Origin of the sequence: Sphingomonas sp. Leaf343 (genome assembly GCF_001423765.1) — a bacterium.
Lineage (GTDB): Bacteria > Pseudomonadota > Alphaproteobacteria > Sphingomonadales > Sphingomonadaceae > Sphingomonas.
Genome location: NZ_LMPG01000002.1, coordinates 1 through 24,348, shown reverse-complemented (window position 1 = coordinate 24,348; position 24,348 = coordinate 1). Strand labels below are relative to the sequence as shown.

The following is a 24,348-nucleotide window of genomic DNA, read 5'->3' as shown; positions in this document are numbered from 1 at the left end:
TGCCGCCTGTGGCATGGTCATGTTCCTGATCGCCGATCCAGCCACGGCCTGTACCGTGTCGCAGACAGTCACTACGCAACTGGGTACCTATTCGCCGGGCGCGGTCAGGGCGAAGGCGGTGCCGGCGCTGCAAAGCCGGGCGGGGCTGAAATGCGGCACTGCACTGCTCGTGCTGCTGAACGGCAACTACATCCGCGCAACAGTGAGAAGCGCCAACGGGTTCAAGCTGTTGCGGACCGGCGGCGGCAGCATCGCGTACAAGGCATCGGCGGATGCGGGCGGTGCCTATCCGTTCACGCAAGGGTCGACGATCAACTACCTCCAGAACAATCTGTTGAACCTGCTGGGGCTGCTCGGCGGCAGTACGGCGGACCTGCCGTTCTTCGTGCGGCCCGACGAGGCGACGCTGCCGCCGGTCGGCGTCTACAAGGACCGGATCACGATCGATTGGGACTGGAACATGTGCAACGGCGGTATCGGCCTGCTGGGCATCTGCCTGGGCGACTCCGACGTCGACACCGGCCGTTCGGTGGTTGACGTGACGCTGAGCGTGACGCCGGTCACCGCGACGATCGCGATGAGCACGGCGACGCTGTGGGACCCGGTCAACGGCGCGACCTATCCCAAGGCGATTCCCGGAAGCCGCGGATCGGTATCCGTCGTGTTCGCCAATCCCGACATCGTGCCGCTGGACGGGGGACCGGTGGAGGTCGTGGTGCCGACGCCGGACGGCAGCGCGATCGCGCTGGGGAGTGGCGACGGCTGGACCGGGCCGGCGATCGAGCTGGTGGAGGGATCGCCGGCATCGTCGATGACCCTGCGCTACACCGATGCGGGCGATGCCGGAGACGATGTCGACTTCTCTGCCGATGGCGGTCGATCCTGGGCCTATCTGCCTGTGCCGGGCAATGCAGTGTCGGAACAGGCGGTAACGCATGTCCGGGTCCGTGGGCGCGGAACGATGGCGAAGACGTCCAGCTTCGCCGTCCGGGTATCCTACCGCGTGCGGTAGCTCAGTGCAGCACCGCCAGCGCCGCGCCGACGCCGGCCGCGGCCGACAGCGCCGCCACGAGCGCGTAGCGCCAGCCGCCGATGCGGACGACCTCGATCTCCTTCAGGGGCGGGGCGGGGGGTTCGCCACCGGGGGCGGGATAGCGCGCCTCGATCCGGCGGACGAGATCGGGCAGGCCCGCGAGCGTTTTGAAATCGAGGATCAGCCGGTCGGCCAGCGCCGCCTCCGGCCCCAGTTCGGTGCGAATCCACTCCGTCACGAAAGGGGCGGCGGTGTGCCAGAGGTTGATGTCGGGATCGAGACCGGTCGCCACGCCCTCCACCATCACCATCGTCTTCTGGAGCAGCAGCAGATGCGGCTGGGTGACCATGTCGAAATCTCGGGTGATCGAGAACAGGCCGTCGAGCATCATGCCGATCGACATGTCCTTGACCGGCAGGCCGCGCATGGGTTCGCCGACGGCGCGCAACGCCGTCGCGAACTCGGCGACATTGTGGTGGCTGGGGACGTAGCCCGCCTCGAAATGGATCTCGGCGACGCGTTTGTAGTTGCCGGTGATGAGCCCGTAGAGGATCTCCGCGAGCCACACGCGGGCGCGACGGTCGATCCGTCCCATGATGCCGAAATCGATCGCTGCGATCTTGTTGCCGGGCAGGGCGAACAGATTGCCCTGGTGCATGTCGGCGTGGAAGAACCCCTCGGCGATCGCCTGTCGCAGGAAGGCGCGGACCAAAGTCTGCGCGAGTTTGGGCAGGTCGTAGCCGGCGGCGATCAGCGCCGCGCGATCGGACAGCTTGATGCCGTCAATCCATTCGATCGTCAGCACCTTCGCCGTCGAGCGCGCCCAGTCGACTGCGGGAACGACGAAATCCGGCTCGGCCGTCATCGATTCGGCGAGCTCGGACGCGGATGCGGCCTCCCGCCGGAAGTTCAGTTCGCGCAGGGTCCAGCGGCGGAAATTCTCGATCGTCAGGCGGGGGCGGAGTCGGCGTGCCTCGATGCTCATGCCTTCGAGCTGCGCGGCGGCCCATTGATAGGTGTCGATCGCGCGGGTGAATTCCTCCTCGACGCCGGGCCGCAGCACCTTGACCGCGACCTGACGACCATCGGTGGTGACGGCGCGGTGAACCTGCGCGATCGACGCGGCGCCGACCGGCGTTTCCTCGATGCGGGAAAAAAGCGTGTCGAGATCGCGGCCGAGGCCCGCGCGCATCGCCTCGCGAATGATCTCGTACGGAACGGATGGAAGCTGGTCCTGTAGCCGCAGCAGGTCGCGCGTTGCGTCCTCGCCGACGAGGTCGGGACGGGTCGCGAGCGTCTGGCCCAGCTTGATCGCGGCGGGGCCGATCGCCTGGAACGCGTCGGCGTAGCGGGGTTGCGCCGGCACGCGCGCGCCGAGCCGGGCGATGCGCGCGAGACGGCGTAGGGGCGCGGGGGTGTTCGGGTCGCGTTCGATCCCGGTCAATGCGCCGTGGCGAGCGAGAGTGCGCCCCCACGACAGCAGCCGCCAGCTATGGACGATGGGTGATGTCACGAAGCGGTCAGATCCGCGAGCCGGAGTGGATCGCGACGAGGCCCCCCATGATCGGTTCGACCGACGTATTCACGAACCCGGCGTCGCCGATCATCTGCTGGAACTTCGGCATGTCGGGGAAGCGGCGGATCGACTCGATCAGATAGCGATAGCTGTCGGCGTCGCGCGCGAGCAGCTGGCCCAGCTTCGGCACCAGCCTGTGCGAATAGGCGTCGTACACGTCCGCGAAGCCCGGCCACGTCACGGTGGAAAATTCGAGGCAGAAGAAGCGTCCGCCGCGGCGCAGGACCCGGTGTGCTTCCTTTAGGGCGGCAGGGATGTCGGTGACGTTCCGGATGCCGAAGGCGATCGTGTAGGCGTCGAAGAAGCGATCCGGGAACGTCAGCACTTCGGCGTTCGCCTCCGTCCAGACCAGACCGTCCATGCCGCGCTTCTGGGCGCGCTCCATGCCGACTTCGAGCATCGCCGGATTGATATCGGCGACGGTGATCGATGCACCGGACTCGGCCATGCGGAAGGCGATGTCGCCGGTGCCGCCGGCCATGTCGAGAATCTGCTCGTGCCCGCGCGGTTTCACGCGGCGGACGAAGCGGTCCTTCCACAGCCGGTGCATACCGCCCGACATGGCGTCGTTCATCAGGTCGTAGCTGGAGGCGACGCTGGTGAAGACGCCGCCGACGCGGGCGGTCTTTTCGGTCGGGGCGACGTCTTCGTAGCCGAAGGAGACGGTATCGGTCATGTCCTTGCCCTAGCGGGCGCTTGTGGCACGGGCAAACGTAACCTAGCTGATCGGTGTGCCTGAATTACCCGAAGTCGAAACCACGGTGCGGGGGCTGACACCCGTGCTGTCGGGCCAGCGCCTGACGCTGGTCGAGCCGCGGCGTGCCGATCTGCGCAAGGCGATCCCCATCGACCTGCGGCAGCGGATGCAGGGGGCGACGGTGACGACGCTGGGGCGGCGCGCGAAATACGGGATGATCGATACGGATCGTGGCGATACGATGATCTTCCACCTCGGCATGTCGGGGCGTTGGCGGGTCGATCCGGGGGAGTTGCTGGCGCACGATCATCTGGTGATCGAGACGGACGGTGGCCGGCGGCTTGCGCTGAACGATCCGCGGCGGTTCGGCTTCCTCGACCTCGTGGCGACGGCGGCGGTGGCGAATTATCCGCCGTTCGCGGCGATGGGGCCGGAGCCGTTGGGACCAGACCTGACGGCGGGCTATCTGGCGAAGGCGCTGGCGGGGCGGGCCGCTCCGATCAAGGCGATGCTGCTGGACCAGCGCATCGTCGCGGGACTCGGCAACATCTATGTGTGCGAGGCGCTGCACATGGCGCGGATCGCGCCGGCGCGGGCGGCCGGGCGGATTTCGGAGTACCGGCTGGAGCGGCTGGTGACGGCAATCCGAGCGGTGCTCGAGTCGGCGATCGCGGCCGGGGGATCAACCTTGCGCGATTTCGCCGCGCCCGATGGCGAACTCGGCTATTTCTCCAAACAGTTCCTGGTCTATGGTCGCGAGGGTGAGGCTTGCGCATGCGGCGGTCCGGTGAAGCGTCGGACGGAGGCGGGACGATCCACCTTCTGGTGCCCCAAATGCCAGCGCACATAGTTGACCCGCGAAGCGGCAAACGCTAAGGGCGTCGCCTTCGAGAGGCGTAGGGTGTTCCCGGCGCCTCTTTTCCAATGATGACCACCTAAGGAACGACCCAGCATGGCGAACACGCCGCAAGCCAAGAAGCGTATCCGTCGCAACGAGCGTCGCGCCGAAGTCAACGGCGCACGCGTCGGCCGCATCCGTACCTTCGTGAAGAAGGTCGAGGCGGCACTCGCGTCGGGTGACAAGGCTGCGGCGACCGAAGCGCTGGCGGCGGTGCAGCCTGAGCTGCAGCGCGGCGTGTCGAAGGGCGTGCTCCACAAGAACACCGCCAGCCGCAAGTTCTCGCGTCTGACGAAGGCCTTGTCCGGTCTGGCATGACGGCACGGGTATCGGCGCGATGCCGATGCCGTCGATCGATCAAAAAGCCCGCCGGGAGCAATCCCGGCGGGCTTTTTCGTGGCTGAAACCTTGATCCCGAAGGAACCGAACGGATGTGGAGGTGACTCAAGGATTCGCCGCGATTCGCTTGACCGAGACCCTGTCAAATCGCAGAAAATCCTAGTATTTCAATAGCTTGTGAGATTTCTAACGCGTTTGCGTGAGTCAATCCCGTATGTTTCTTTTTCGTGACTTGATCGCGCCCCGCCTCTCTTCATAACTGATCGCACGCCGCCGGTGACCACCGCGGCGTCAGAATCAGCCGAACCAAAGCCGGTCATCCTGAGGGGTGACCTCGGGGGCTTTTTGTCGCTGGAAGATGAAGAGCGGCGGGGCATCGTGCCCTTGCCGGAGGGAGAGTGCGCGCGTGAACGAGAGGCAGGCAGAAACAGCGGGCGAGCAGGCGAAGGCCTGGGCGCACGTGCGTTCCAGCCTGCGGGAGTCGGCCGGTGCGCGGGTATTCGACCAGTGGCTGAAACCGATCGAGCTGGTGGCGACGGACGAGGCCGATACTGTCCGGCTGGCGTTGCCGTCCGCGTTCATGACCAATTGGGTCCGCAGCCATTATGCGGATCGGCTGGCGCTGGAGTTCCGGCAGCATCTGCCGCACGTTCGCAGCGTCGAGGTGGAGACGCGGCGGCCGGGTGCCGTAGCGGAAGTGCTGACGGTCGAGTCGCCGGTTCCCGCAGCGATCGTGACGGCTCTCCCTGCAGATGTTGCGGTGGAGCGCCCGGCGCTCGACCCGCGCTACACGTTCGATCGTTTCGTGGTGGATCAGTCCAACCGGGTAGCGTTCAACGCGGCCCGAACCGTCGCCGAGCCGGGTCCCCCGCGCTTCTCGCCCTTGTTCCTCCATGCTGGCACCGGGCAAGGCAAGACGCACCTGATGCACGCGATCGCGCATGCGTTTCTGGCGGCCAATCCGAACGCCAGCGTGCTGTGCATGTCCGCCGAGCGGTTCATGTTCGACTTCGTGGCGGCGATGCGGGCGCGAGATACCTTCGCGTTCAAGGCGCGGCTGCGCTCCGCCGACCTGTTGTTGATCGACGATCTGCAATTCATCGCTGGCAAGGACGCGACGCAGGAGGAGTTCTTCCATACGATCAACGAGATCGTCGGTGCGGGCAAAAGGCTGGTGATCGCCGCCGATCGTGCGCCGCAACATCTGGACGGTGTCGAGCCGCGGATCGTCGGGCGGCTCGGCGCAGGGCTGGTCGCGGACATCAAGGCGGCGGATCTGCCGCTGCGGCGCGCGATCCTGATGCGCAAGGTCGAAGACCTGCCCGACGCCAACGTACCGGCCGACGTACTCGATCTGCTGGCGGCGCGGATCCATTCCAGCATCCGCGAGCTGGAAGGCGCGCTGATGCGCGTCGTGGCCTATGCATCGCTGACGGGGGAGACGCTGGATCTCGACTTCGCGGTGCAGACGCTGGGCGACTCGCTGCGGGGGGCGCAACGGCGGGTGACGATCGACGAGATCCAGAAGCTCGTCAGCCAGCATTTCGACCTGAAGCCGCTCGACCTGATATCGGCCCGGCGGGCGCGTGCGGTGGCCCGGCCGCGGCAGATCGCGATGTACCTGTCGAAGCGGCTGACGACACGGTCGCTGCCGGAGATCGGGCGCAAGTTCGGTGGGCGGGATCATTCGACGGTGATCCACGCGGTGCGGCGGATCGAGGCGTTGCGCGACAGCGATCGGGATGTCGACGCGGCAGTCCGCGTGCTGCTGCGCGAACTGGAAGCCTGAGGCACCGCTGGTTTCGGTAACCTGCGCTGGCTAAGCAGGGACGGCATAGTGGAATGCCGGAGAGACGATCATGACAGTGCTGGTGACGGGAGCCGCGGGCTTCGTGGGGCATGCGACCGCGCATCGCCTGCTGACGCGCGGCGAGCGGGTCGTCGGGATCGACATCGTCAACGATTATTACGATCCGGCGCTGAAGGCGGCGCGACTGGCGACATTCGACGGGCTGCCGGACTTCACGTTCGAGCGGCTGGATATCGCCGATGCGGCGGCAGTGGCGGACGTGGTTCGCCGCGAAAGGGTGACGCGGGTCGTCCACCTCGCGGCGCAGGCGGGGGTCCGCTATTCGATCGAGAACCCGTTCGCCTATGAGCGGTCGAACCTGGCCGGGCATCTGTCGGTGATGGAGGCATGCCGGCATGCGCCCGGCGTCGAGCATCTGGTTTATGCATCGTCGAGCAGCGTCTATGGGGACAGGCCGATCGGCGGGCAGGGGTTCAGCGAGGACGATCCGGTCGATGCGCCGGTGTCGCTCTACGCCGCGACGAAGCGGGCGTGCGAGTTGATGAGCCAGTCCTATGCGGCGCTCTATGGCCTGCCGCAGACGGGGCTACGATTCTTTACGGTGTACGGACCGTGGGGGCGGCCCGATATGGCGTATTTCTCGTTTTCGCAGAAGATCATGGCGGGCGAACCGATCGAGGTGTTCGGCGAAGGGCGAATGGCGCGGGACTTCACCTATATCGACGATATCGTCGACGGCATCCTCGGAGCGCTGGATCACCCGCCGGCAGGCGAGGGGGCGGCGCGGCACCGGGTGCTGAACATCGGGGATAGCCACCCGGTGGGGCTGATGGAGATGATCGAGTCGCTGGAGCGGGCGCTCGGGCGAACGGCCGAAAAGGTGATGCGGCCGATGCAGAAGGGCGACGTGACGGCGACTTTCGCCGATGTGTCGAAGCTGCACGCGCTGACGGGGTATGGGCCAAAGGTGATGCTGGACGTGGGACTGGAGCGATTCGCCGCGTGGTTTCGGGGGCATTACGGGTGAGTTCGAGCGGGTTGGCTTGATCGAGCGATCGGAAAGCTAGGCTAAGGTTAGTCCAACGTGCTTGGTTCGGCGAGCGCGCAGTGGGGCTGATGTCTCCGGCTGTCTATGCAGGATTCGGGGTGTGTAGGACAGCCGGCAGTCGTCATGTGCCGGGCGCTCGTGGCGACGCCCCACCCCCAGCCCCTCCCCTGAAGGGGAGGGGAGTGGTTGCGGGTCAGATTTGCAAGCCCATCGCTTGCTGGGCCGCGAGCAGCGTCGGAGCCGCCAGCGTGCGGGCGCGGTCGGCGCCGTCTTCCAGGACCTTCGCGACGGCGGTGCGGTCATCCAGCAGATGAACAAGGCGTTCGCGGATCGGGGCGAGAACGCCGATCGCGAGATCGGCGAGGGCGGGTTTGAAGGTGCCGAAGCCCTTGCCGGCGAATTCGGTCAGGACCGCGTCGACCCCGGTCCCGGCAAGCGCGGCATAGATCGTGACGAGGTTGCGTGCCTCCGGTCGGTCGGCGAGTTCGGCAGCGGTGGCGGGGAGTTCGCCGGCGTCGGACTTCGCCTTGCGCAGTTTCTGGGCGACGGCATCGTCGCTGTCGACGAGGGCGATGCGGGACGCCTCCGACGGATCGGACTTGGACATCTTGGCGGTGCCGTCGCGCAAGGACATGATGCGCGGGGCGGCGGCGGAGATGAACGGGTCGGGCAGGGTGAATAGCTCGACGCCAAAATCCTGATTGAACTTGGTGGCGATGTCGCGGGCAAGTTCCAGATGCTGTTTCTGATCGTCGCCGACCGGCACATGGGTCGCCTGATACAGGAGAACGTCGGCGGCTTGCAGGACGGGATAGGTGAACAGGCCGACGCTGGCCCCCTCGCGGTTCTTGCCCGCCTTGTCCTTCCACTGCGTCATGCGGTTGAGCCAGCCCATGCGGGCGGTCCCCTGAAGCAGCCAGCAGAGTTCGGCATGAGCCGGCACGCGCGCCTGATTGAACAGGATCGCCTTCGTGGGATCGATTCCGCAGGCGAGCAGGGTCGCGGCCATCTCGACCGTATTCGACGCGAGTTCCTTCGGATCGATGGCGACGGTCAGGGCGTGCAGATCGGCAAGAAAGAACAGCGACTCCGCCTGATGCTGCATGTCGACCCACTGGCGGATCGCACCGAGATAATTGCCGAGATGGAGGTTGCCGGTGGGCTGGATGCCGGAGACGACGCGCAACGGAAATTCCTTCAGGTGGATCGGCGGACCAGACGCGCGAGGTCGCTCTTGCGGACCGCGCCGGTCAGAATAGTGGCGCCGGCATAGACGACGCCACCGGTAGCGACCAGCACGACCAGCGCACCCCAGCGTTCGAGATTGGAGCCGGTGACATAGGGATGGAACTGCGCGTTCAGGAACCACATCGCTGCGCCCATCATCACCGCGGCGACCAGCAGGCGCGGCGCGCGGCGGCGCAGTTGCGCGTCCGGCACGAAGTGGCCGCGCTGCGCCAGCGTGCGATAGAGCAGGCCGACATTCACCGTGCTGGCGATCGCAGTCGCCAGCGGCGGGCCGACATGTTTCAGCGGGATGATGAAGGCGAGGTTGAGGATGAGGTTCACCGCCATCGACAGGGTGGCATAGCGCACCGGCGTTCGCGTGTCGGAGCGGGCGTAATAGCCGGGCGTCAGCACCTTCACGAGTATGTAGGAGGGCAGCCCGATCGAGAAGGCGGCGAGCGCCTGCGCGGTCAGCAGGCTGTCGAGCGCGGTGAAGCGGCCATGCTGGAACAGCGCGGCGGTGATCGGCGTCCCGCACACGATCAGCGCGACGGTGGCGGGCAAAGTCAGGAACAGCGCCAGTTCCATGCCGCGATTCTGCGTCGCCATCGCCTCCGCCTCTTCGCCGCGGCCGAGGTGGCGCGAGATGGTGGGGAGGAGGACGGTGCCGAGACCGATACCGATCAGGCCGAGCGGCAACTGGTTCAGACGATCGGCGTAATAGATGTAGCTGACCGAACCGGCCGGCAGCAGCGCGGCGGTGAGCGCGGTGGAGACGACGAGGTTGATCTGCACCGCGCCCGACCCGGCGGCGGCGGGCCAGATCAGCGACAACAGTTTCTTCACGTCCGGGTTGAGCGTCGGGCGCTTGATCCGCAGCCGCACGCCCGAGCGGCGGCAGGCGTCCATCAGCCAGAGCAGTTGCAGCACCCCCGACACGGTGACGGCGATCGCCTGATTACGGGCGGTGAAGAGCGGTTCGTGAGCGTGAAAGAGCAGCAGCGAGGCGATCAGCGTCAGGTTCAGCAGGATCGGCGCGGCGGCGTTGACCCAGAATTTGTGCAGCGAGTTCAGGATGCCGCCGAGCAGCGAGACGATGCTGATGAGCAGCAGATACGGGAAGGTGATGCGCGCAAGCGAGACGACGAACGCGAATTGCTCCGGCGTGGCATCGTGGAAACCGCCCGACAGCAGCCAGGTCATCGGCCACGCGGCGACTTCCATGACGATGGTCATGACGATGAGGACCGGCAGGAGTACCGAGAGCGCGTCCTCCGCGAAGGCGACGCCGTCGGGCAGCCCCTTACCGTCCTTGTCCGCGACCTTGCGGTTGAACATCGGGATGAAGGCGGCGGAGAAGGCGCCTTCCGCGAACAGCGCGCGAAACATGTTGGGAAGGCGGAACGCGATCTGGAACGCGTCCGACGCGAAGTTCGCCCCGACGAAGCGTGCGAACAGCATGTCGCGGGCGACACCGAGCACCCGGCTTGCCAGTGTAAGTCCGCCGATCGAGCCAAGCGCCCTAGCGAGTTTCATGTCAGGCGACGAGATTGCATGGCGTTTTCCGATCGGGGGCGGCAGGGGATCCGCTTTATCGTTCGCCCCATGCGAAGTCTCTTGATGCAGGTCGTGGGACCTGTGCTTCGACCGGGCCCGGCACACCCGGGGAGTGGGCCGTTAGTCGTCGCGAAGGGAGTAGCGGCGGGTGATCCGGTGCGGCAGATCCGGGACCGGGTTGCCCCGCTCTGCTTTCAACGAGGGGAAAGGGGGCGGGGATCGCTGAGATGAGCCCCGACCCTGATCCGTTTAGGCGACGCCGGCGACGGGCGACTGACCCTGCTGCTGCGCCTGCTGAAGATAGAGCTGGCCGAAGTCGATCGGCTCCAGCAGCAGCGGCGGGAAGCCGCCGTCGCGGACGGCGTCGGCGAGGACGCGGCGGGCGAACGGGAAGAGGAGGCGCGGAGCCTCGCCCAGCAGGAAGGGCTGGATCTGGTCGGCGGGGACGTTGCGGAAGCCGAACAGGCCGGCGAAGGCGAGATCGACGATGAAGGCGACCTGACCCTCCGTTTCGGCGCGGACGTCGATCTTCAGCACGACTTCGTGGACGTCGTCGGCGACCTGATTGGCGGCGATATTGAACTGCACGTCGATCTGCGGCGGCGTCTGCACCTGATAGATGGCGGGCGCGGTCGGATTCTCGAAGGACAGATCCTTGACGTACTGCGAGATCATGCCGGCGGCGGGGGCGGTGTCGGCACCGTTCGCAAGCGGCTGGGCGGCATCCTGCCCGCCGAAATCGCCGCCGAAATCACCGCCGAATTCGGGGCCGTTGTCCTGAGCCATCTGGTCTTCCTTCGTTTTAGGTGGCGGAGCGAAGCGGCGCGCTCGCGCGTTCGACCCATCAGGTCGGTCGCCTAGCAGCGCCTCCTCTTCCGTTCAACGGGGAGCGTTTCACGGGCCGGGTTGGAAATACGCGCGGTGCGGCCTATGTTGGCACACTGGATCGGAGGCATGGTGCTCTACGTAATAGTGTTCGCGATGATCGCTGCCTTTCTCGGTTTGCGTCTGTACGCCATGCTCGGGAAGCGCACGGGGGCCGAGCAGCAGCCGCTGGCGCGTGCCGCCGAGGATCGCAGTGCCCTGGCGTCCGCGCCGCGTACGGTCGACGTTACGACGGAGACGCGCGAACCAGTCATTCGCAACATCGAAAGCGGTGCCGAGGCGGGTCTGCGGCAGATCGTCGGCGCGGAGAGCGGCTTCGATGTCGGGCAGTTTCTGAGCGGGGCGCAGGGCGCATACCGGATGGTTCTGGAAGCGTTCTGGCGCGGTGACGAGGCGGCTTTGGCCGAGTTGGTCGACGAGCCGGTGCTGGGCGCGTTCAACGATGCGATCGGGCAGCGTCGTGACGCTGGCCAGACGCTCGACAATCGTCTGATCCGGATCGAACAGGCGGTGATCGCCGATGCGACGGTGCAGGCGGGCGAGGCGCGCATCACGGTGCGTTTCGATGCCGATATCGCGGCGATCACGCGGGACGCCGAAGGGCAGGTGATTGCAGGATCGTTGACCGACGCGGTCGAGACGCACGACGTGTGGACGTTCGCGCGCCGGTTGAAGAGCGGTGATCCGAACTGGAAGCTCGTAGATACCGACGAAGCCTGATAATCGCCACCGGATGAAGGTTCATCTGGCTTTGCCGTTGGCGTTCGCGCTGGCGGCCTGCGGCGGGCGTATCGTGCCGCCGACACCCGTTTCCAGCCTGCCTGGCATACCGGCTCGCGCGCCCGGCAAGGTCGTGCACCATTCCTCCCGCCCGGATGCTCGCGTCAATGTCCGGCCGTCCGACGGACGCATCGTCGGTGCGGTGCCGATGGCGGCCGTGCCGGTCGTTCCGGTCACCGGGGCAGTTACGGCGGTGGCCGCGGGAGTGATGGCCGGGCCGCCGGTCGCCTCGCTGCCATTGACGCCCGCGCAGGCGGACGCGGCGCGTGCGGCGTTCGCACGCTCGTGTCCTGGATTGATGCGACGGACGGAGACGTCCGGGCTGACGCGCGGTGTGGATTGGCAGCCGGCGTGTGCGGCGGCTGCGGCGGGCGGCGACGCGCGGGCGTTCTTCGTGCGCTATTTCGAGGCGGTGCAGGTCGGTGACGGCAAGGCGTTCGCGACCGGATATTACGAGCCGGAAATCCGCGGGTCGCTGGATCGGCGATCGGGGTACGAAGTGCCGGTTTATGGTCGGCCAATCGACCTGATCGATGTCGACCTCGGCAAGTTCTCCGACGATCTGAAGGGCAAGAAGGTGCGCGGGCGGGTCGAGGGCAACGCGCTGGTGCCCTATTACGACCGCACGCAGATCGAGGAGGGGGCGCTCGCAAAATCCGCGCCGGTGATCGCCTGGGCGGCTGACCCGGTGGAAATGTTCTTCCTGCAGATACAGGGTTCGGGGCGGCTGCGGCTATCTGACGGCGACATCCTCCGGATCGGGTACGATACGCAGAATGGCCGCGCCTATACGGGTATCGGGTCGCTGATGCGGCAGCGCGGGCTGTTGCAGCCGGGGCAGGCGTCGATGCAGGGCATCGTTGCGTGGCTGCGCGCGAATCCCGAGCAGGGCCGGGCGTTGATGCGCGAGAACAAGAGCTTCGTGTTCTTCCGCGAGCTGGACGGACCGCCGCAGGGCGCGATGGGCTATGCGGTGACCGGACAGGTCAGCGCGGCGACCGATCCGAAGTTCGTGCCGCTGGGCGCGCCGGTGTTCCTGTCGCTCGACCGGACGGACGCCAGTGGATTGTGGGTGGCGCAGGATACCGGAGGCGCGATCAAGGGCAGCAACCGGTTCGATACATTCTGGGGCGCGGGTGCCGGTGCGGAGACGACGGCCGGGGGCATGTCCGGGCGTGGAACTGCGTTCCTGCTGTTGCCGGTAGGCACGGTCGCGCGGCTGAACGCGGGACGGGTGCCGGCCGCTCCTTATGTCGCACCGGTGCCTTCCGCGCCGACCGGGCGGCTCGACGGGATCCTCGGTGCGTCGCCTGCACCCTGACGAGGCCAACGCCTGGGGAAAGGTGATGGCGACGGTCCGCCCGCTGCGCGCGATGCGGCCGGTGGCGGCGGTTGCTCCCGATGCGACCAGGCAGGTCGAGTTTCCGCAGCGGGTGAAGGAGGTGCGGCGCACGGTGGCTCCGGTCGCGGTCAGACCTGTTTCGGCTGCGCGGGTGGCGCAGAATACGCTGGACGCGTCGTGGGATCGGAAGCTGGGGCGGGGGATCGTTTCGCCCGATAGTTCGATCGACCTACACGGACACACGCTGGCGTCGGCGCACGCGCTGCTCGATCAGGGGCTGGAGCGGGCGATCCGGCGAGGCGATCGCGTGCTGCTGCTGGTGACGGGCAAGCCGCCGCGGCCGGAGAGCGAGCGCCCACATGCGCGCGGCGCGATCCGCGCGGCGGTGGCGGACTGGCTGGGCTCCTCGCGACATTGCGATGCGATCGCGGCGGTGCGGGGCGCGCATCCGCGGCACGGTGGTCAGGGGGCTTTGTACATCATCCTGCGGCGGGGGCGCGAGCAGGGTTAGCTCGTCGCGCGGGAACCCGACGAGGGGAATCGCGACGACGCGAAGACATGAAAATGTTCGTTCACCCGGAGGCGCGGAGAAGAAGAGCGGACGCGCGGAGGCCAAGAGGCTCAGGGAGCGCAAAGATGGGTGGATCGACACTGACTCTCGAACTCTCTTGCCTTGGAAGGCTGGCTGGCGAATGCTGGCTGAACGTGGGGTAAGGTGTGGCCAGCTTGGCTCCACGCGGCTTTGGATCGCGTCGTTGCGCTCGCGACGACGGATCGGTCGGGAGGCCGGCTCCACCCATTTTCTCGCTGCGCTCCGCGCCTCCGCGCGAACAGATTCCTGGCTTTTGCGAGGTCTCGATATTGCGCGCCCCCTTCGGCACGTCTGACTGATTCCGAGGCTCGAAGCCGGGAGCTACATACGTCGAGCCTCTTCCCGGCAAGCTCGCTGCCCGGTGTGGCCCGGGGTGAGGGATGGGTGCGGAACGACAGACATCCAGTGTCGCTAAACGCCCCGGACCCGTCGAATCACGTCCGCGTAGACATCGGTCAGCGCCAGCAGGTCCGCGACCGCCACGGCTTCGTCGACCTTGTGCATCGTGGCGTTGAGCAGGCCGAACTCCACCGTCGGGCAGAGCCGCGACAGGAAGCGGGCATCGGAGGTACCTCCGGTGGTCGATAGTTCGGGGACGATGCCGAGCCGCGCCTCGATCGCCGCGGAGACGGTGGCAGACAGCGGGCCGGGCTGGGTCAGAAACGCCTCGCCCGAAACGCGGCCGTGCGCGGTGCCGCCGTGGCGGGTGGCGATCTCCGCGATACGGTCGATCAGCGCCGCACCGCGCTGTTCGTCGTTGAAGCGGATCGACAGGCGCGCGCCGGCGTAGGCGGGGATGACGTTGTGCGCAGGGTTGCCGCAGACGAGGTCGGTGACCTCGATATTCGATGGCTGAAACCACGCATTGCCGTGATCGAGGACGATGGCCTCGACCTCCGCCAGGATCGCGACCAGCCGGGTGACGGGATTGTCGGCGAGATGGGGATAGGCGACGTGACCCTGTTTGCCCGTGACGTCGATGTGGATGTTGACCGAGCCGCGCCGACCGATTTTGATCGTGTCGCCCAGCCGCGCGGCGCAGGTGGGTTCGCCGACGATGCACAGATCGGGAGTGATGCGACGCGCGGCCATGCGGTCGATCAGCGCGAGCGTGCCGAAGGTGGCGGGGCCCTCCTCGTCGCCGGTGATGATGAGGGTCAACGGCGGGCCGTCCTCGCGCGCGGTGGCAGCGGCGAAAGCGGCGATCGCGCCTTTCATGTCGACCGCGCCGCGCCCGTAGAGCATGTTGCCGCGAACTTCGCCGGACCAGGGCGATCCCCGCCAGCCCTCGCCGGGTGGCACTACATCAAGATGCCCGGCGAAGGCGAGATGCGGACCGGTGCCAGTGCGGGTCGCGAGCATGTTCTCGACCGGACCGTCCGGTGCCTCACCCGTCACGAAGCGGCCGATCGCGAAGCCGTGAGGCAGCAGCGCCGCCTCCAGTACGTCGAACACCGCGCCGCGCGCTGGCGTGACGCTGTCGGCACGCAGCAACGCCGCGGCGAGCGCGACCGGATCGATCATGCCGCCGGCTGCTCGAACTTCTGGATGATCCACTCCTCTTCCTGCGCGGAGGCGATCCAGTCCTGCATGAAGGGGTGGTTCAGCAGCGCCTGCATGTAGCCCGTGGCGAAGCGCGCGATCGGCAGTTGGTAGGTGACGATCCGCGTGGCGACGGGCGCGAACATGATGTCGACCGCCCCGAATGCGCCGAACAGGAACTCGCCTTGGCCGCCGAACCGCGCGCGGGCCTGCGCCCACAACTCCATGACCCGTTGCAGTTCGACCAGCACCTCGTCGGTCGGGCGCTGGGGTGGGAAGACCTGACGGATGTTCATCGGATGCTGGCGGCGGAGATGGGGGAAGCTGGAGTGCATTTCCGCCGCCATCGACCGCGCCATCGCGCGGGCGGCGTCATTGGCGGGCCAGAACGCATCGCGGCCGACCTTGTCCGCCAGATAGTCGATGATCGCGAGGCTGTCCCAGACCACCGCCTCGCCGTCCCACAGGATCGGCACTTTGCCGGAGGACGGCGCGAACTCGTCGCCGGCGCGGCGGCGGTCCCAGTCGTCGTCGTACAGCGGCACGACGACCTCTTCGAACGGCAGCCCCGACTGTTTCGCCGCGAGCCAGCCGCGAAGCGACCAGGAGGAATAGGCCTTGTTGCCGATGATGAGCTTCATGCCCGCCGGGTTAGGGGGTGAGGCCGGATCGGGCAATCTACTCCTTGGGCTTTCCATTCGGCTTCCACGCGGGCTGCACGTCGCTGTTCGCAAGCGTGCGCAGCGGCGTGACCAGCGAGCGGATCGCGTCGGTCATGAAAATCAGGTCGATGCTCGCGAAATTATCGTCCTTCGTGTGATAGGTCGGCACCGTAGCCCAACCCGACAGCGTGTGGGCGACGATGCCCTTCACCGCGAGCGAGTAGTTGTCCGACCGTTCGAAGAAGTGCTGGTCGAGATAGGGATCGGCGGCCAGCTTCGCGCCCTGCGCCGTCATCGTCGCGCCGAGATCGGAGCGTTCCATGCCGGTCATCATCAGCGCGCCTTTCGGCAGCTTCGGGTCCTGCGCGCCGATCATCTCGAACTCGACATTGGCGGCGATCGTGTCGAGGGGAACGGGCGGATGCTCGCCGAAATAGCGCGAGCCGAGCAGCCCCGCCTCCTCCCCGCCATAGGCGACGAACATCACGCCGCGCTTCAGCTTCGGGCCGCTGGCGAGCGCCTTCGCGAGTTCGATGACGGCGACTGTGCCCGATGCGTTGTCGTTCGCACCCGCGCAAATGCCGTCGTCCTGAACGCCCAGATGATCGAGATGCGCGGTCAGCAGCAGCAGCTTGGCGGTGGGGTCGGTGCCGGGCAGGAAGCCGATCGCATTGGTCGTGGCGGCCTTTTCCTCCACGAACGGCGTGGCGAGCGTCACGGCAGCGCCCGACTTCAGTTTTCCGACCGCGGCGGCGGGAATGGCCACCATCGCCATGCGCGCGCGCTGCGGCGTGTCTGCAAGGCGAACGGTATCGCGCGGCGGTGTGGTGTCGGCCGGGCTGTCGTCGACGATCATCAACATCGTCGCGCCGGCTTTCGAGGCGGCGCTGTAGATCGCGCGGTGCTTGGCGGCGGGGCCTGTGAAGAGGATGGCCGCGCCGCGCGGGATCTTGGCACCGGCCTTGTCGGTCACGAACAACGTGCCGGTGACGGCCGGTCCAGCGCCGCTGGCGAGACGCGCGCCAGGCATCGCTGCGCCGCCGATGGTCAGGAGGGTGGGGCCGGTTACGCGCAGGCGGATCACCGGTGCCGACTGGATGTAGCTGGTCATGCCGGGCACCGGCACCAGCCCCGCCGCCTCGAACTGTGCGGCGACATAGGCGGCGGCGAGCGCCTCATCCGCGGTTGCGCTGCCGCGGCCACGCATCGCGTCGCTGGTCAGGAAGCGTTCGTGGGCGCGGACGGAGGCGAGGGTGACGGTGTCCTGCCGAACGCTATCCTGAGCAATGGACTCCCGAGCGACGGCTGACGTGGCGCAGGCGAGCAGCAGGGCGGCGGCGGCCCGGATCGATGATGTCATGGAAGTCCCCCGTTTGATGGCAAGCGTAGAACGCGCGATCTGCGGCGGCAAGATTGCTTAACCGCGTTCGTCCACCGGGCGTCAGCGGAAGAGGCGCTATGCCGGACATGGGGCACGACGCCCCGGAGGATGCCTGGCATGAGCTATCGCATGAACGCACTGACCGCAGTCACCGTGACATCGTCGCCATCGGGCGCGACGGGCAGGGACGCCGCGTTGTGCGCGCAACTGGCGTCGCGCGTACCGGCGTTCGTGACCGCGCCGACGTTCGTATTCGGGCGTGACGGTGCCGCATTGCCGAGCCGGTCCGAGGCGTTGCGCGAACGGATCGCGGTGGCGCGCGGTCTGGTGTGATGTGCTCTTCTCCCCTTCCGCTCGGGAAGGGGGGAAATGGTCAGCCGATCGCTTCCAGCACCGCAGCGCGCAATTCCGGGATGCCCATGCCGCCCTCGCTGGACGTCGTGATGATGTCCGGGTGCGCGGCGGGGCGCTTGCGCGCCTCTTCCACGGTCGCGGCGGTGACGGCGGCAAGGTCGGTGGCCTTGACCTTGTCAGCCTTGGTCAGGACGATCCGGTAGCTGACGGCGGCCTTGTCGAGCATGCCGAGGATGTCGCGGTCGACCTCCTTGATGCCGTGGCGGGAATCGATCAGCACCAGCGCGCGCTTGAGAACGTCGCGCCCGCGCAGGAAGTCGTTCACGAGATAGCGCCACTGGCGCACCATGTCCTTGGGCGCCTTGGCGAAGCCGTAGCCGGGCATGTCGACCAGCCGGAACGCCAGGGGGTTGCCGACGTCGAAGAAGTTCAGCTCCTGCGTGCGGCCCGGCGTGTTCGATGTGCGAGCGAGGCCGTTGCGGTTGGTCAGCGCGTTCAGCAGCGACGACTTGCCGACGTTCGAGCGGCCGGCGAACGCGACCTCCGGCACCAGCGGATCGGGCAGATGCTCCAGCTTGGGCGCGGACTTGAGGAATGCGACCGGCCCGGCGAACGCCTTGCGTGCGACCTCCAGCTGCTCGTCGGTGAAGCTCACTTCTTCACCGGCTCTTTCAGGCCCGGATGGCGGGCGTAGAGCAGACGCTGCTGAAGGATCGAAACGCAGTTGGTCGTGATCCAGTAGACCTGAAGTCCCACCGCGAACGGCGCCATCACGAACATCAGCACCCAGGGCAGGAAGGCGAAGACCTGCTTCTGCGTTTCGTCCATGACCTGCGGGTTCAGCTTGAACTGGAAGTACATGCTGATGCCGAGCAGGACCGGCACAACGCCGATCGCGAGGAAATGCGGCGGGGTGAAGGGGATCAGGCCAAACAGGTTGATGATCGTCGCCGGATCGGGCGCGGACAGATCCTTGATCCAGCCGACGAAATGCTGGTGCCGCATCTCGATCGTCAGCATCAGCACCTTGTAAAGCGCATAGAAGATCGGGATCTGGATTAGGGTCGGCACACAGCCGGCAAGCGGATTGACCTTTTCCTGCTTGTAGAGGGCCATAACTTCCTGCTGCAGGCGGACCTTGTCGTCCTTGTGCCGCTCCTGCAGCGCCTTCATCTTGGGCTGGATCGCGCGCATCGCCGCCATCGAGGCGAACTGACGCTGGGCGATGGGGAAGAGCAGCAGACGGATCGTCAGCGTCAGCAGGATGATCGCGATGCCGAAGTTGAAGACGTGGCGGAAGATCCAGTCGAGATAATAGAAGATCGGCTTTTCGACGATGCGGAACCAGCCCCAGTCGATCGCGTAATCGAGCTTCGCCACCCCTTGATCGTCGGTATAGCGGTCGAGCAGTCGGACTTCCTTGGCCCCGGCGAAGAAGCGTGAAGTCTGGGTCAGGCTTTGGCCGGGCGCAACGACGCGCGGCTGGACGGCGAAGTCGGCCTGATAGGCGCTGTTCGCGCCGGCGCGGAACTGGCCGTCGAAGGTCGCGGCCTGATCCGGGATGAGCGCGGTCAGCCAGTATTTGTCGGTGAAGCCGAGCCAGCCGCCCTGCGTGGTGAAACGCTGAGGTCCGGCATCGACGTCCTTGAAGTCGGGCTTGTAGTTGGCGGCACCATTCGCGACCGACATCGGGCCGGTGTGGATCGTCCAGCTATCCGGGTCTTTCGACACGCCACTGCGATTGACATAGCCGTAGGCGGCGACGGGCACCGGGCGTTGGCCGGCGTTCTGCACGGTCTGGCGGACGGTGAACATATACCCGTCGTCGACCGCCAGCTGAATGCCGAAGCGCTGGCCGGTGGCGTTGGTCGTGGTCAGCATCACCGGCTGGCCGGGCGCGAGCTTTTGCGAGGAGGCGGTCCAGACGGCGTCGGGCGCGGGCGGCGTCAAGCCTTCGGCACGCCAGCCGAAGCCGGCGAAATACGCCTGCGGCGCACCGGCCGGGGACAGGAGGCGGATGGGATCGGAATTCTTCGCGACCGTTTCGTTGTAGCCGATCAGCACGAGGTCGTCGATCCGCGCGCCGCGCAGGTTGATCGATCCGCGCAGCGTCGGCGTCTCGATCTGCACGCGCGGAGCTTCGGCTAGCACGACGCGGCGGTCGCGGACGGCGGCGGGGCTGTCCGCGGTCGGATCGGTGCCGGGCCTGGGTGGCAGCGCGACCTGCTTGCCGTCGACCATCTTGGTCGCGGGCGGGTTCGCGGCCGGGAAGAACCGGTTCTGGATCAGCGGCCAGCCGAACAGGATCAGCGCCGCGATCACCGCGAACAGCACGAAATTCTGGCGATCGTTCTTCAAGTCGTCAGCCCCGGTAAAGGAGGTCGCCCCGGTTGAGGTCGGCCAGGTAGAGGGTGGTCACGCGTCATTGCACGGGATCGGGGCCGTAACCGCCCCATGGATGGCAACGGGCGATACGCTTCACCGCCAGCCAACCCCCTTTGATCGCGCCATAGCGGCGAAGGGCGGTGATTGCATAGGCCGAACAGGAGGGATCGTAGCGGCACGATGGCGGCAGGATCGCCGATGGCCCGACCTGCCACGCCCGCGCGGCGAGGATCAGGGCGCGGGAGGCGATACTCACCGCGCGACCTTCTTCAGGGCTTTCACCAGTTCGGTGCGAAGCGCGGCATAGTCGCGCTCGATGCCACCATTGCGCCCGATCAGCACATGATCGGCACCACCGACACCGTTCGAGGGTAGCAGTTCGCGCGCGAGCGATCGCAACCGGCGCTTCATCCGGTTGCGGACGACCGCGTTGCCGATCTTCTTGGTTACGGTAAAACCGACCCGCATGGCCGGATCCCCATCGCGGCGATCGCGCACCAGCAGGACGAAACCCGGCATCGGCGCGCGACGACCGGTGTTCGCCGCCAGGAAATCCCGGCGGCGGGAGATAATCGTTACGCCGACAGCTTCTTGCGACCGCGCGCACGACGCGCCCGGATCACCGAGCGGCCGCCCACCGTCGCCATGCGCGACCGGAAGCCGTGCCGGCGTGCCCGAACCAGGTTGCTCGGCTGGAAGGTCCGCTTCATCGTTCATTCCCTTGGGTATCGTTCAAACAGAAAGGGCCGCCACGCGGACGGCCTTGTTGGCGGTCGCATAGGCGAGGGTCCCGGCGAAGTCAACGGATCGGGCATCACCGGGGCGTATCCCGCCGCACCTTCTGGCGCTCCCGGGCAAGGCGGCGGAGCGCGCTTTCGCGGCGCATCGCGCGGTCGATCATGCGGCCGGTGCGCGGCCATTTCCGCTTCGCCCGCGCGAACCGGAGCCGCGCGGCGGGGGAGTTGCGCAGGATCAGCACCAGACCGCCCGCTAACAGGAAAATGCCCGCCGGCCCCGGCACCGGCGCGAGCAGCGGCGCAGCGAGGATCAACACGCCACCCAACACCAGCTGCGCGATTCGGAAAACCGGGCGAATCGCGGGTCGGCGGACGGGTGGGGCGGGGCTCACGCGCTGCATCTGGAACGGGTGTATTGTGTTTGCAAGACGGCCTCGCGCTCGCTTGTTCAAAATACACTGCTATAGGTAAAAGTGGATTGATGGGGGCATATGGTGGCGGCGATCGTCCGGACGGTGGCGTATCTGGGACTCGAGGCGCGCGCGGTCGAGGTGCAAGTGCAACTGATCGCCGGATTGCCGGCCTTCAACCTCGTCGGACTGGGCGACAAGGCGGTCGGCGAAAGCCGTGAGCGGGTGCGCGGCGCGATCGCGGCGATGGGTCTCGCGCTGCCGCCGAAGCGGATCGTGGTGAACCTCAGCCCGGCCGACCTGCCCAAGGAGGGATCGCATTTCGACCTGCCGATCGCGCTGGCGCTGCTCGGAGCGATGGGCGTTGTCGATGTCGAGATGCTGGCCGACTACGTCGTGGTCGGCGAACTGGGGCTGGACGGCCGGATCGCGCCGTCGCCCGGCGTGCTGCTGGCCGCGCTGCATGCGAGCAGCGAGCAGAAGGGACTGGTCTGCCCCGCATCGCAAGGGTCGGAAGCGGCGTGGGCGGCGTCCGTCGAGGTGGTCGCCGCGCCCGACCTGCTGGCGCTGCTCAACCACTTCAACGGCCGCGGATTACTGGCGGCTCCCCCGGCGGGAGAGGTGGAGGAGGTGCGGCACGGACCGGACCTGAGCCAGGTGAAGGGCCAGGAAACGGCCAAGCGTGCGCTGGAGATCGCCGCGGCGGGCGGGCACAATCTGTTGATGTGCGGGCCGCCGGGCGCGGGCAAGTCGCTGATGGCGGCGTGCCTGCCGGGGATACTCCCGCCGCTGGATGCGGCCGAGGCGCTGGAAGTGTCGATGGTGCAGTCGGTGGCGGGAACGCTGGCCGGCGGGCGGCTGACGCGGGCGCGGCCTTTCCGTAGTCCGCATCATTCCGCGTCGATGGCGGCGCTGACCGGGGGTGGGTTAAAGGTGAAGCCTGGCGAGGTGAGTCTCGCGCACCTGGGCGTATTGTTCCTCGACGAACTGCCGGAGTTCCAGCGCGCGGTGCTCGACTCGTTGCGGCAACCGCTGGAGACCGGCACGGTCAGCGTCGCGCGCGCCAACGCGCATGTGACGTTTCCGGCGCGGGTGCAGTTGATCGCGGCGATGAACCCATGCCGGTGCGGGCATCTGGGCGATGCCGGGCTCGCCTGCGCCCGGGCTCCGCGATGCGCGGCGGATTACCAGTCCAAGGTATCGGGGCCGCTGCTCGACCGGATCGACCTGCACGTCGATGTCGCGGCGGTAAGCGCGGCGGACCTGATGCTGCCGTCGCCCGCCGAAGGATCGAGGGAGATCGCGGCGCGCGTCGCGGCGGCGCGCGCCATCCAGACCTCGCGCTATCGCGATCATCCGGTGCGGACCAATGCCGAGGCCGACGGCGCGCTGCTCGACACGGTCGCCACGCCGGACGCGGCCGGTCGCAAACTGCTGACGCAGGCGGCCGAGGCGATGCGGCTGACCGCGCGCGGCTATACCCGCATCCTGCGCGTGGCCCGGACGATCGCCGATTTGGCGGAAAACGAGGATGTCGCGCGCATCCATATCGCAGAGGCGCTCAGCTATCGCCGGCAGCCGCCGCGGGCCTGATGAGCCGTTCGGGGGATCAGCCGGCGCAAGGGGGCGTCAGCCGTTTGAGGGGGAAGACCGATGGAATGGATGATCCTGCCGCTGAAGCGTTATGCCGCATTCCGGGGACGGTCGCGGCGTCGCGAGTTCTGGATGTTCGCGCTATTCCAGATCCTGCTGCTGATCGTCGCGGGGTTCATCGATCGTGCGATCGGGTATGAGAGTGGCGAAGGGCCGGCCGGACCGATCGTGGCGCTGGCCGTGACGGTGCCGTCGATCGCGGTGGCGGTCCGGCGGCTGCACGATACGGAACGGTCCGGATGGTGGGTTTGGATCAGTCTGATCCCGATCCTCGGTTCGATCGCGTTGCTGGCCCTTTTTTGCATGGAAGGGACGGGCGGCCCCAATCGTTACGGGGAGGATCCCAAGGGGCCGAGCGATCCCAGCGAGATCTTCTCCTGAACCGCGCGAGGCGCATCGCACTTGAAACGGGTTGCATGGGGGCGGGGGCTGGTCTAGCCAGCCGGCCGCTGCCCCTGTGGCGAAATTGGTAGACGCGACCGACTCAAAATCGGTTGCCGCAAGGCATGCTGGTTCGAGTCCGGCCAGGGGCACCAATCTATAGAATCTAGGACCGTAGAGGACGGAACTGGTCACCTGATGGTGACTCGAGAACGCGCGCGCTAGCCTGGGCTTGACTTGTTGGAGAATGTTGCTCTTATGTTCCAGCTGCATTGGAGCGGGGCGGCATCATGGACATCGACTTGCAGGGACAAGGGCGCGCTTTCGGGCGCTGGCTGAGGACAGGGCGTCTTCCCACGGTTCGGCTGGCTGACGGAACCGAGCTCAAGTTCAATCCCTACCACGATCCCCGCAACGGGCGGTTCACCTTTGCCCCCGTCGGAGCGTCGGGCACTGGCGGGATTTCGGCACGATATGCGAATGTCCGCCCCCGGAACTCGGACGCGCTGGACCCCGCGATGACATTTGGTGGGCAGACGGGAGTCCGTCGGGCATCTTCCCATCTAAACACGCTGGCAATCGGACAGCCTATCGAAGCGCAACTTGCGGCGCCTCCACAGAGAATGGTCGTTGGGCGGGGTGGGAACACCCGAGCCTTCGAGGACCCCATGACCCTGGAACAGTCGTTCCCAGGACTTCGCAACTCGCCCGGCGGCGCGGTGGTCGCAGTGGCTGACAACCTCTTCGATCTCACCGGCCCCGCAGAGGCAATGACCGCGGAGGTGCTGCAGAATCAAACGCGGCAGCTTTCAGCTCAGATCAAGGCGATCGATCCTGCCTGGCATTATGACGAGATTGTGCCGACTGACACGCTCGGCAATCGGATCGAGACGATACAGGGCCTGACAGCGAAGGTGAACGATCTGCGTTTCCAACGGGCTGCAGTCGCTGCGCGCGTGATGACGTGCTCCCCAGAAACTCTGCCAATTTGAGCTAGAGTCCGCCTTCGCGAGGAGACGGAAGTGAAGAAGACGAGGTTCAGCGAGGAGCAGATCATCG

Annotated in this window: 26 protein-coding genes and 1 tRNA gene; 13 read left to right on the top strand and 14 right to left on the bottom strand. The window is 66.9% G+C overall.

Going from position 1 to position 24,348, the window contains the following annotated elements:
* Positions 1-19 precede the first annotated feature (19 nt).
* The gene (locus tag ASG07_RS04535) at positions 20-1,012 is read left to right on the top strand and encodes a spore coat protein U domain-containing protein (RefSeq protein WP_236694557.1); all 993 of its coding nucleotides are present in this window, start codon (positions 20-22) and stop codon (positions 1,010-1,012) included.
* 1 nt (position 1,013) lies between these two features.
* Here the strand turns inward: ASG07_RS04535 and ubiB are convergent, their stop codons facing one another.
* Both ubiB and ASG07_RS04525 read right to left on the bottom strand, forming a co-directional pair.
* The gene (ubiB, locus tag ASG07_RS04530) at positions 1,014-2,546 is read right to left on the bottom strand and encodes a 2-polyprenylphenol 6-hydroxylase (protein ID WP_055843054.1); all 1,533 of its coding nucleotides are present in this window, start codon (positions 2,544-2,546) and stop codon (positions 1,014-1,016) included.
* A 7-nt stretch (positions 2,547-2,553) separates the two neighbouring features.
* Positions 2,554-3,285, bottom strand: coding sequence for a class I SAM-dependent methyltransferase (locus ASG07_RS04525; protein WP_055843052.1), 732 nt, complete (start codon positions 3,283-3,285; stop codon positions 2,554-2,556).
* A gap of 55 nt (positions 3,286-3,340) precedes the next feature.
* Between ASG07_RS04525 and mutM the strand changes: the two genes are divergently transcribed.
* From mutM to ASG07_RS04505, 4 genes are all read left to right on the top strand, one after another.
* On the top strand, positions 3,341-4,156 hold the full coding sequence (gene mutM, locus ASG07_RS04520; protein ID WP_055843050.1) for a bifunctional DNA-formamidopyrimidine glycosylase/DNA-(apurinic or apyrimidinic site) lyase: 816 nt from the start codon (positions 3,341-3,343) through the stop codon (positions 4,154-4,156).
* Between the two features lie 102 nt (positions 4,157-4,258).
* Positions 4,259-4,522 (top strand): 30S ribosomal protein S20, encoded by a 264-nt coding sequence (rpsT, locus tag ASG07_RS04515; RefSeq protein ID WP_055843048.1) that lies wholly within the window; start codon positions 4,259-4,261, stop codon positions 4,520-4,522.
* 427 nt (positions 4,523-4,949) lie between these two features.
* Positions 4,950-6,332 carry a chromosomal replication initiator protein DnaA gene (gene dnaA, locus ASG07_RS04510; RefSeq protein ID WP_055843046.1) on the top strand — a complete coding sequence of 461 codons (1,383 nt, stop codon included), beginning with the start codon at positions 4,950-4,952 and terminating at the stop codon, positions 6,330-6,332.
* Between the two features lie 70 nt (positions 6,333-6,402).
* Positions 6,403-7,380, top strand: a complete 978-nt coding sequence (locus tag ASG07_RS04505) for an NAD-dependent epimerase/dehydratase family protein (protein WP_055843044.1) — start codon at positions 6,403-6,405, stop codon at positions 7,378-7,380.
* Between the two features lie 214 nt (positions 7,381-7,594).
* Here ASG07_RS04505 and trpS read toward each other — a convergent pair whose 3' ends face one another.
* The 3 genes from trpS to secB form a co-directional block, all read right to left on the bottom strand.
* On the bottom strand, positions 7,595-8,587 hold the full coding sequence (gene trpS / locus ASG07_RS04500; RefSeq protein ID WP_055843042.1) for a tryptophan--tRNA ligase: 993 nt from the start codon (positions 8,585-8,587) through the stop codon (positions 7,595-7,597).
* 11 nt (positions 8,588-8,598) lie between these two features.
* Positions 8,599-10,164, bottom strand: a complete 1,566-nt coding sequence (murJ, locus tag ASG07_RS04495; RefSeq protein WP_055843039.1) for a murein biosynthesis integral membrane protein MurJ — start codon at positions 10,162-10,164, stop codon at positions 8,599-8,601.
* A 270-nt stretch (positions 10,165-10,434) separates the two neighbouring features.
* On the bottom strand, positions 10,435-10,971 hold the full coding sequence (gene secB, locus ASG07_RS04490; protein WP_055843037.1) for a protein-export chaperone SecB: 537 nt from the start codon (positions 10,969-10,971) through the stop codon (positions 10,435-10,437).
* A gap of 168 nt (positions 10,972-11,139) precedes the next feature.
* Between secB and ASG07_RS04485 the strand changes: the two genes are divergently transcribed.
* From ASG07_RS04485 to ASG07_RS04475, 3 genes are read left to right on the top strand one after another with little or no spacing between them, the layout of a single operon-like run.
* The gene (locus tag ASG07_RS04485; protein WP_156361742.1) at positions 11,140-11,790 is read left to right on the top strand and encodes a Tim44/TimA family putative adaptor protein; all 651 of its coding nucleotides are present in this window, start codon (positions 11,140-11,142) and stop codon (positions 11,788-11,790) included.
* 13 nt (positions 11,791-11,803) lie between these two features.
* Positions 11,804-13,171 carry a murein transglycosylase A gene (gene mltA / locus ASG07_RS04480; protein ID WP_082474523.1) on the top strand — a complete coding sequence of 456 codons (1,368 nt, stop codon included), beginning with the start codon at positions 11,804-11,806 and terminating at the stop codon, positions 13,169-13,171.
* Positions 13,152-13,703, top strand: a complete 552-nt coding sequence (locus ASG07_RS04475) for a Smr/MutS family protein (protein WP_443024589.1) — start codon at positions 13,152-13,154, stop codon at positions 13,701-13,703. Before mltA ends, ASG07_RS04475 begins: the two co-directional genes overlap by 20 nt.
* A 492-nt stretch (positions 13,704-14,195) precedes the next feature.
* Here ASG07_RS04475 and dapE read toward each other — a convergent pair whose 3' ends face one another.
* The 3 genes from dapE to ASG07_RS04460 are packed head-to-tail and all read right to left on the bottom strand — an operon-like array spanning position 14,196 to position 17,348.
* The gene (gene dapE / locus ASG07_RS04470; RefSeq protein WP_055843035.1) at positions 14,196-15,308 is read right to left on the bottom strand and encodes a succinyl-diaminopimelate desuccinylase; all 1,113 of its coding nucleotides are present in this window, start codon (positions 15,306-15,308) and stop codon (positions 14,196-14,198) included.
* Positions 15,305-15,967, bottom strand: coding sequence for a glutathione S-transferase family protein (locus tag ASG07_RS04465; protein WP_055843033.1), 663 nt, complete (start codon positions 15,965-15,967; stop codon positions 15,305-15,307). Before ASG07_RS04465 ends, dapE begins: the two co-directional genes overlap by 4 nt.
* 37 nt (positions 15,968-16,004) lie before the next feature.
* Complete coding sequence (locus tag ASG07_RS04460; RefSeq protein WP_055843031.1) at positions 16,005-17,348, bottom strand: M28 family metallopeptidase; 1,344 nt, start codon at positions 17,346-17,348, stop codon at positions 16,005-16,007.
* A gap of 138 nt (positions 17,349-17,486) precedes the next feature.
* Here ASG07_RS04460 and ASG07_RS04455 point away from each other — a divergent pair, with 138 nt between their 5' ends.
* Complete coding sequence (locus ASG07_RS04455; protein WP_055843028.1) at positions 17,487-17,702, top strand: hypothetical protein; 216 nt, start codon at positions 17,487-17,489, stop codon at positions 17,700-17,702.
* A gap of 40 nt (positions 17,703-17,742) precedes the next feature.
* Here the strand turns inward: ASG07_RS04455 and yihA are convergent, their stop codons facing one another.
* From yihA to ASG07_RS04430, 6 genes are all read right to left on the bottom strand, one after another.
* Positions 17,743-18,378 (bottom strand): ribosome biogenesis GTP-binding protein YihA/YsxC, encoded by a 636-nt coding sequence (gene yihA, locus ASG07_RS04450; protein ID WP_055843027.1) that lies wholly within the window; start codon positions 18,376-18,378, stop codon positions 17,743-17,745.
* On the bottom strand, positions 18,375-20,081 hold the full coding sequence (gene yidC, locus ASG07_RS04445; RefSeq protein ID WP_055843025.1) for a membrane protein insertase YidC: 1,707 nt from the start codon (positions 20,079-20,081) through the stop codon (positions 18,375-18,377). Before yidC ends, yihA begins: the two co-directional genes overlap by 4 nt.
* A 64-nt stretch (positions 20,082-20,145) precedes the next feature.
* Positions 20,146-20,358 (bottom strand): membrane protein insertion efficiency factor YidD, encoded by a 213-nt coding sequence (gene yidD / locus ASG07_RS16810; RefSeq protein WP_082474528.1) that lies wholly within the window; start codon positions 20,356-20,358, stop codon positions 20,146-20,148.
* Between the two features lie 2 nt (positions 20,359-20,360).
* Positions 20,361-20,678: a ribonuclease P protein component gene (rnpA, locus tag ASG07_RS04440; protein WP_055843130.1), complete on the bottom strand. Its 318-nt coding sequence runs from the start codon at positions 20,676-20,678 to the stop codon at positions 20,361-20,363.
* Positions 20,679-20,683: 5 nt separating this feature from the next.
* Positions 20,684-20,818 carry a 50S ribosomal protein L34 gene (gene rpmH, locus ASG07_RS04435; protein ID WP_055843128.1) on the bottom strand — a complete coding sequence of 45 codons (135 nt, stop codon included), beginning with the start codon at positions 20,816-20,818 and terminating at the stop codon, positions 20,684-20,686.
* A gap of 104 nt (positions 20,819-20,922) precedes the next feature.
* Complete coding sequence (locus ASG07_RS04430; RefSeq protein WP_236694555.1) at positions 20,923-21,174, bottom strand: hypothetical protein; 252 nt, start codon at positions 21,172-21,174, stop codon at positions 20,923-20,925.
* Positions 21,175-21,339: 165 nt separating this feature from the next.
* Here ASG07_RS04430 and ASG07_RS04425 point away from each other — a divergent pair, with 165 nt between their 5' ends.
* From ASG07_RS04425 to ASG07_RS04410, 4 genes are all read left to right on the top strand, one after another.
* Positions 21,340-22,848 (top strand): YifB family Mg chelatase-like AAA ATPase, encoded by a 1,509-nt coding sequence (locus tag ASG07_RS04425; protein ID WP_055843124.1) that lies wholly within the window; start codon positions 21,340-21,342, stop codon positions 22,846-22,848.
* 60 nt (positions 22,849-22,908) lie between these two features.
* Positions 22,909-23,289, top strand: coding sequence for a DUF805 domain-containing protein (locus ASG07_RS04420; protein WP_055843023.1), 381 nt, complete (start codon positions 22,909-22,911; stop codon positions 23,287-23,289).
* Positions 23,290-23,359: 70 nt separating this feature from the next.
* Positions 23,360-23,444: transfer RNA gene (locus tag ASG07_RS04415), tRNA-Leu, on the top strand.
* Positions 23,445-23,957: 513 nt separating this feature from the next.
* Positions 23,958-24,281: a hypothetical protein gene (locus ASG07_RS04410; protein WP_201780960.1), complete on the top strand. Its 324-nt coding sequence runs from the start codon at positions 23,958-23,960 to the stop codon at positions 24,279-24,281.
* Positions 24,282-24,348 lie beyond the last annotated feature (67 nt).

Coding starts and splice junctions, on each gene's coding strand:
- ASG07_RS04460 (WP_055843031.1), bottom strand. CDS start 17,348: ATGACATCATCGATCCGGGCCGCCGCCGCCCTGCTGCTCGCCTGCGCC.
- ASG07_RS04410 (WP_201780960.1), top strand. CDS start 23,958: ATGACCCTGGAACAGTCGTTCCCAGGACTTCGCAACTCGCCCGGCGGC.
- ASG07_RS04485 (WP_156361742.1), top strand. CDS start 11,140: ATGGTGCTCTACGTAATAGTGTTCGCGATGATCGCTGCCTTTCTCGGT.
- secB (WP_055843037.1), bottom strand. CDS start 10,971: ATGGCTCAGGACAACGGCCCCGAATTCGGCGGTGATTTCGGCGGCGAT.
- dapE (WP_055843035.1), bottom strand. CDS start 15,308: ATGATCGATCCGGTCGCGCTCGCCGCGGCGTTGCTGCGTGCCGACAGC.
- ASG07_RS04455 (WP_055843028.1), top strand. CDS start 17,487: ATGAGCTATCGCATGAACGCACTGACCGCAGTCACCGTGACATCGTCG.
- ASG07_RS04505 (WP_055843044.1), top strand. CDS start 6,403: ATGACAGTGCTGGTGACGGGAGCCGCGGGCTTCGTGGGGCATGCGACC.
- mltA (WP_082474523.1), top strand. CDS start 11,804: ATGAAGGTTCATCTGGCTTTGCCGTTGGCGTTCGCGCTGGCGGCCTGC.
- ASG07_RS04420 (WP_055843023.1), top strand. CDS start 22,909: ATGGAATGGATGATCCTGCCGCTGAAGCGTTATGCCGCATTCCGGGGA.
- ASG07_RS04535 (WP_236694557.1), top strand. CDS start 20: ATGTTCCTGATCGCCGATCCAGCCACGGCCTGTACCGTGTCGCAGACA.
- ASG07_RS04525 (WP_055843052.1), bottom strand. CDS start 3,285: ATGACCGATACCGTCTCCTTCGGCTACGAAGACGTCGCCCCGACCGAA.
- murJ (WP_055843039.1), bottom strand. CDS start 10,164: ATGAAACTCGCTAGGGCGCTTGGCTCGATCGGCGGACTTACACTGGCA.
- ASG07_RS04465 (WP_055843033.1), bottom strand. CDS start 15,967: ATGAAGCTCATCATCGGCAACAAGGCCTATTCCTCCTGGTCGCTTCGC.
- rpmH (WP_055843128.1), bottom strand. CDS start 20,818: ATGAAGCGGACCTTCCAGCCGAGCAACCTGGTTCGGGCACGCCGGCAC.
- rpsT (WP_055843048.1), top strand. CDS start 4,259: ATGGCGAACACGCCGCAAGCCAAGAAGCGTATCCGTCGCAACGAGCGT.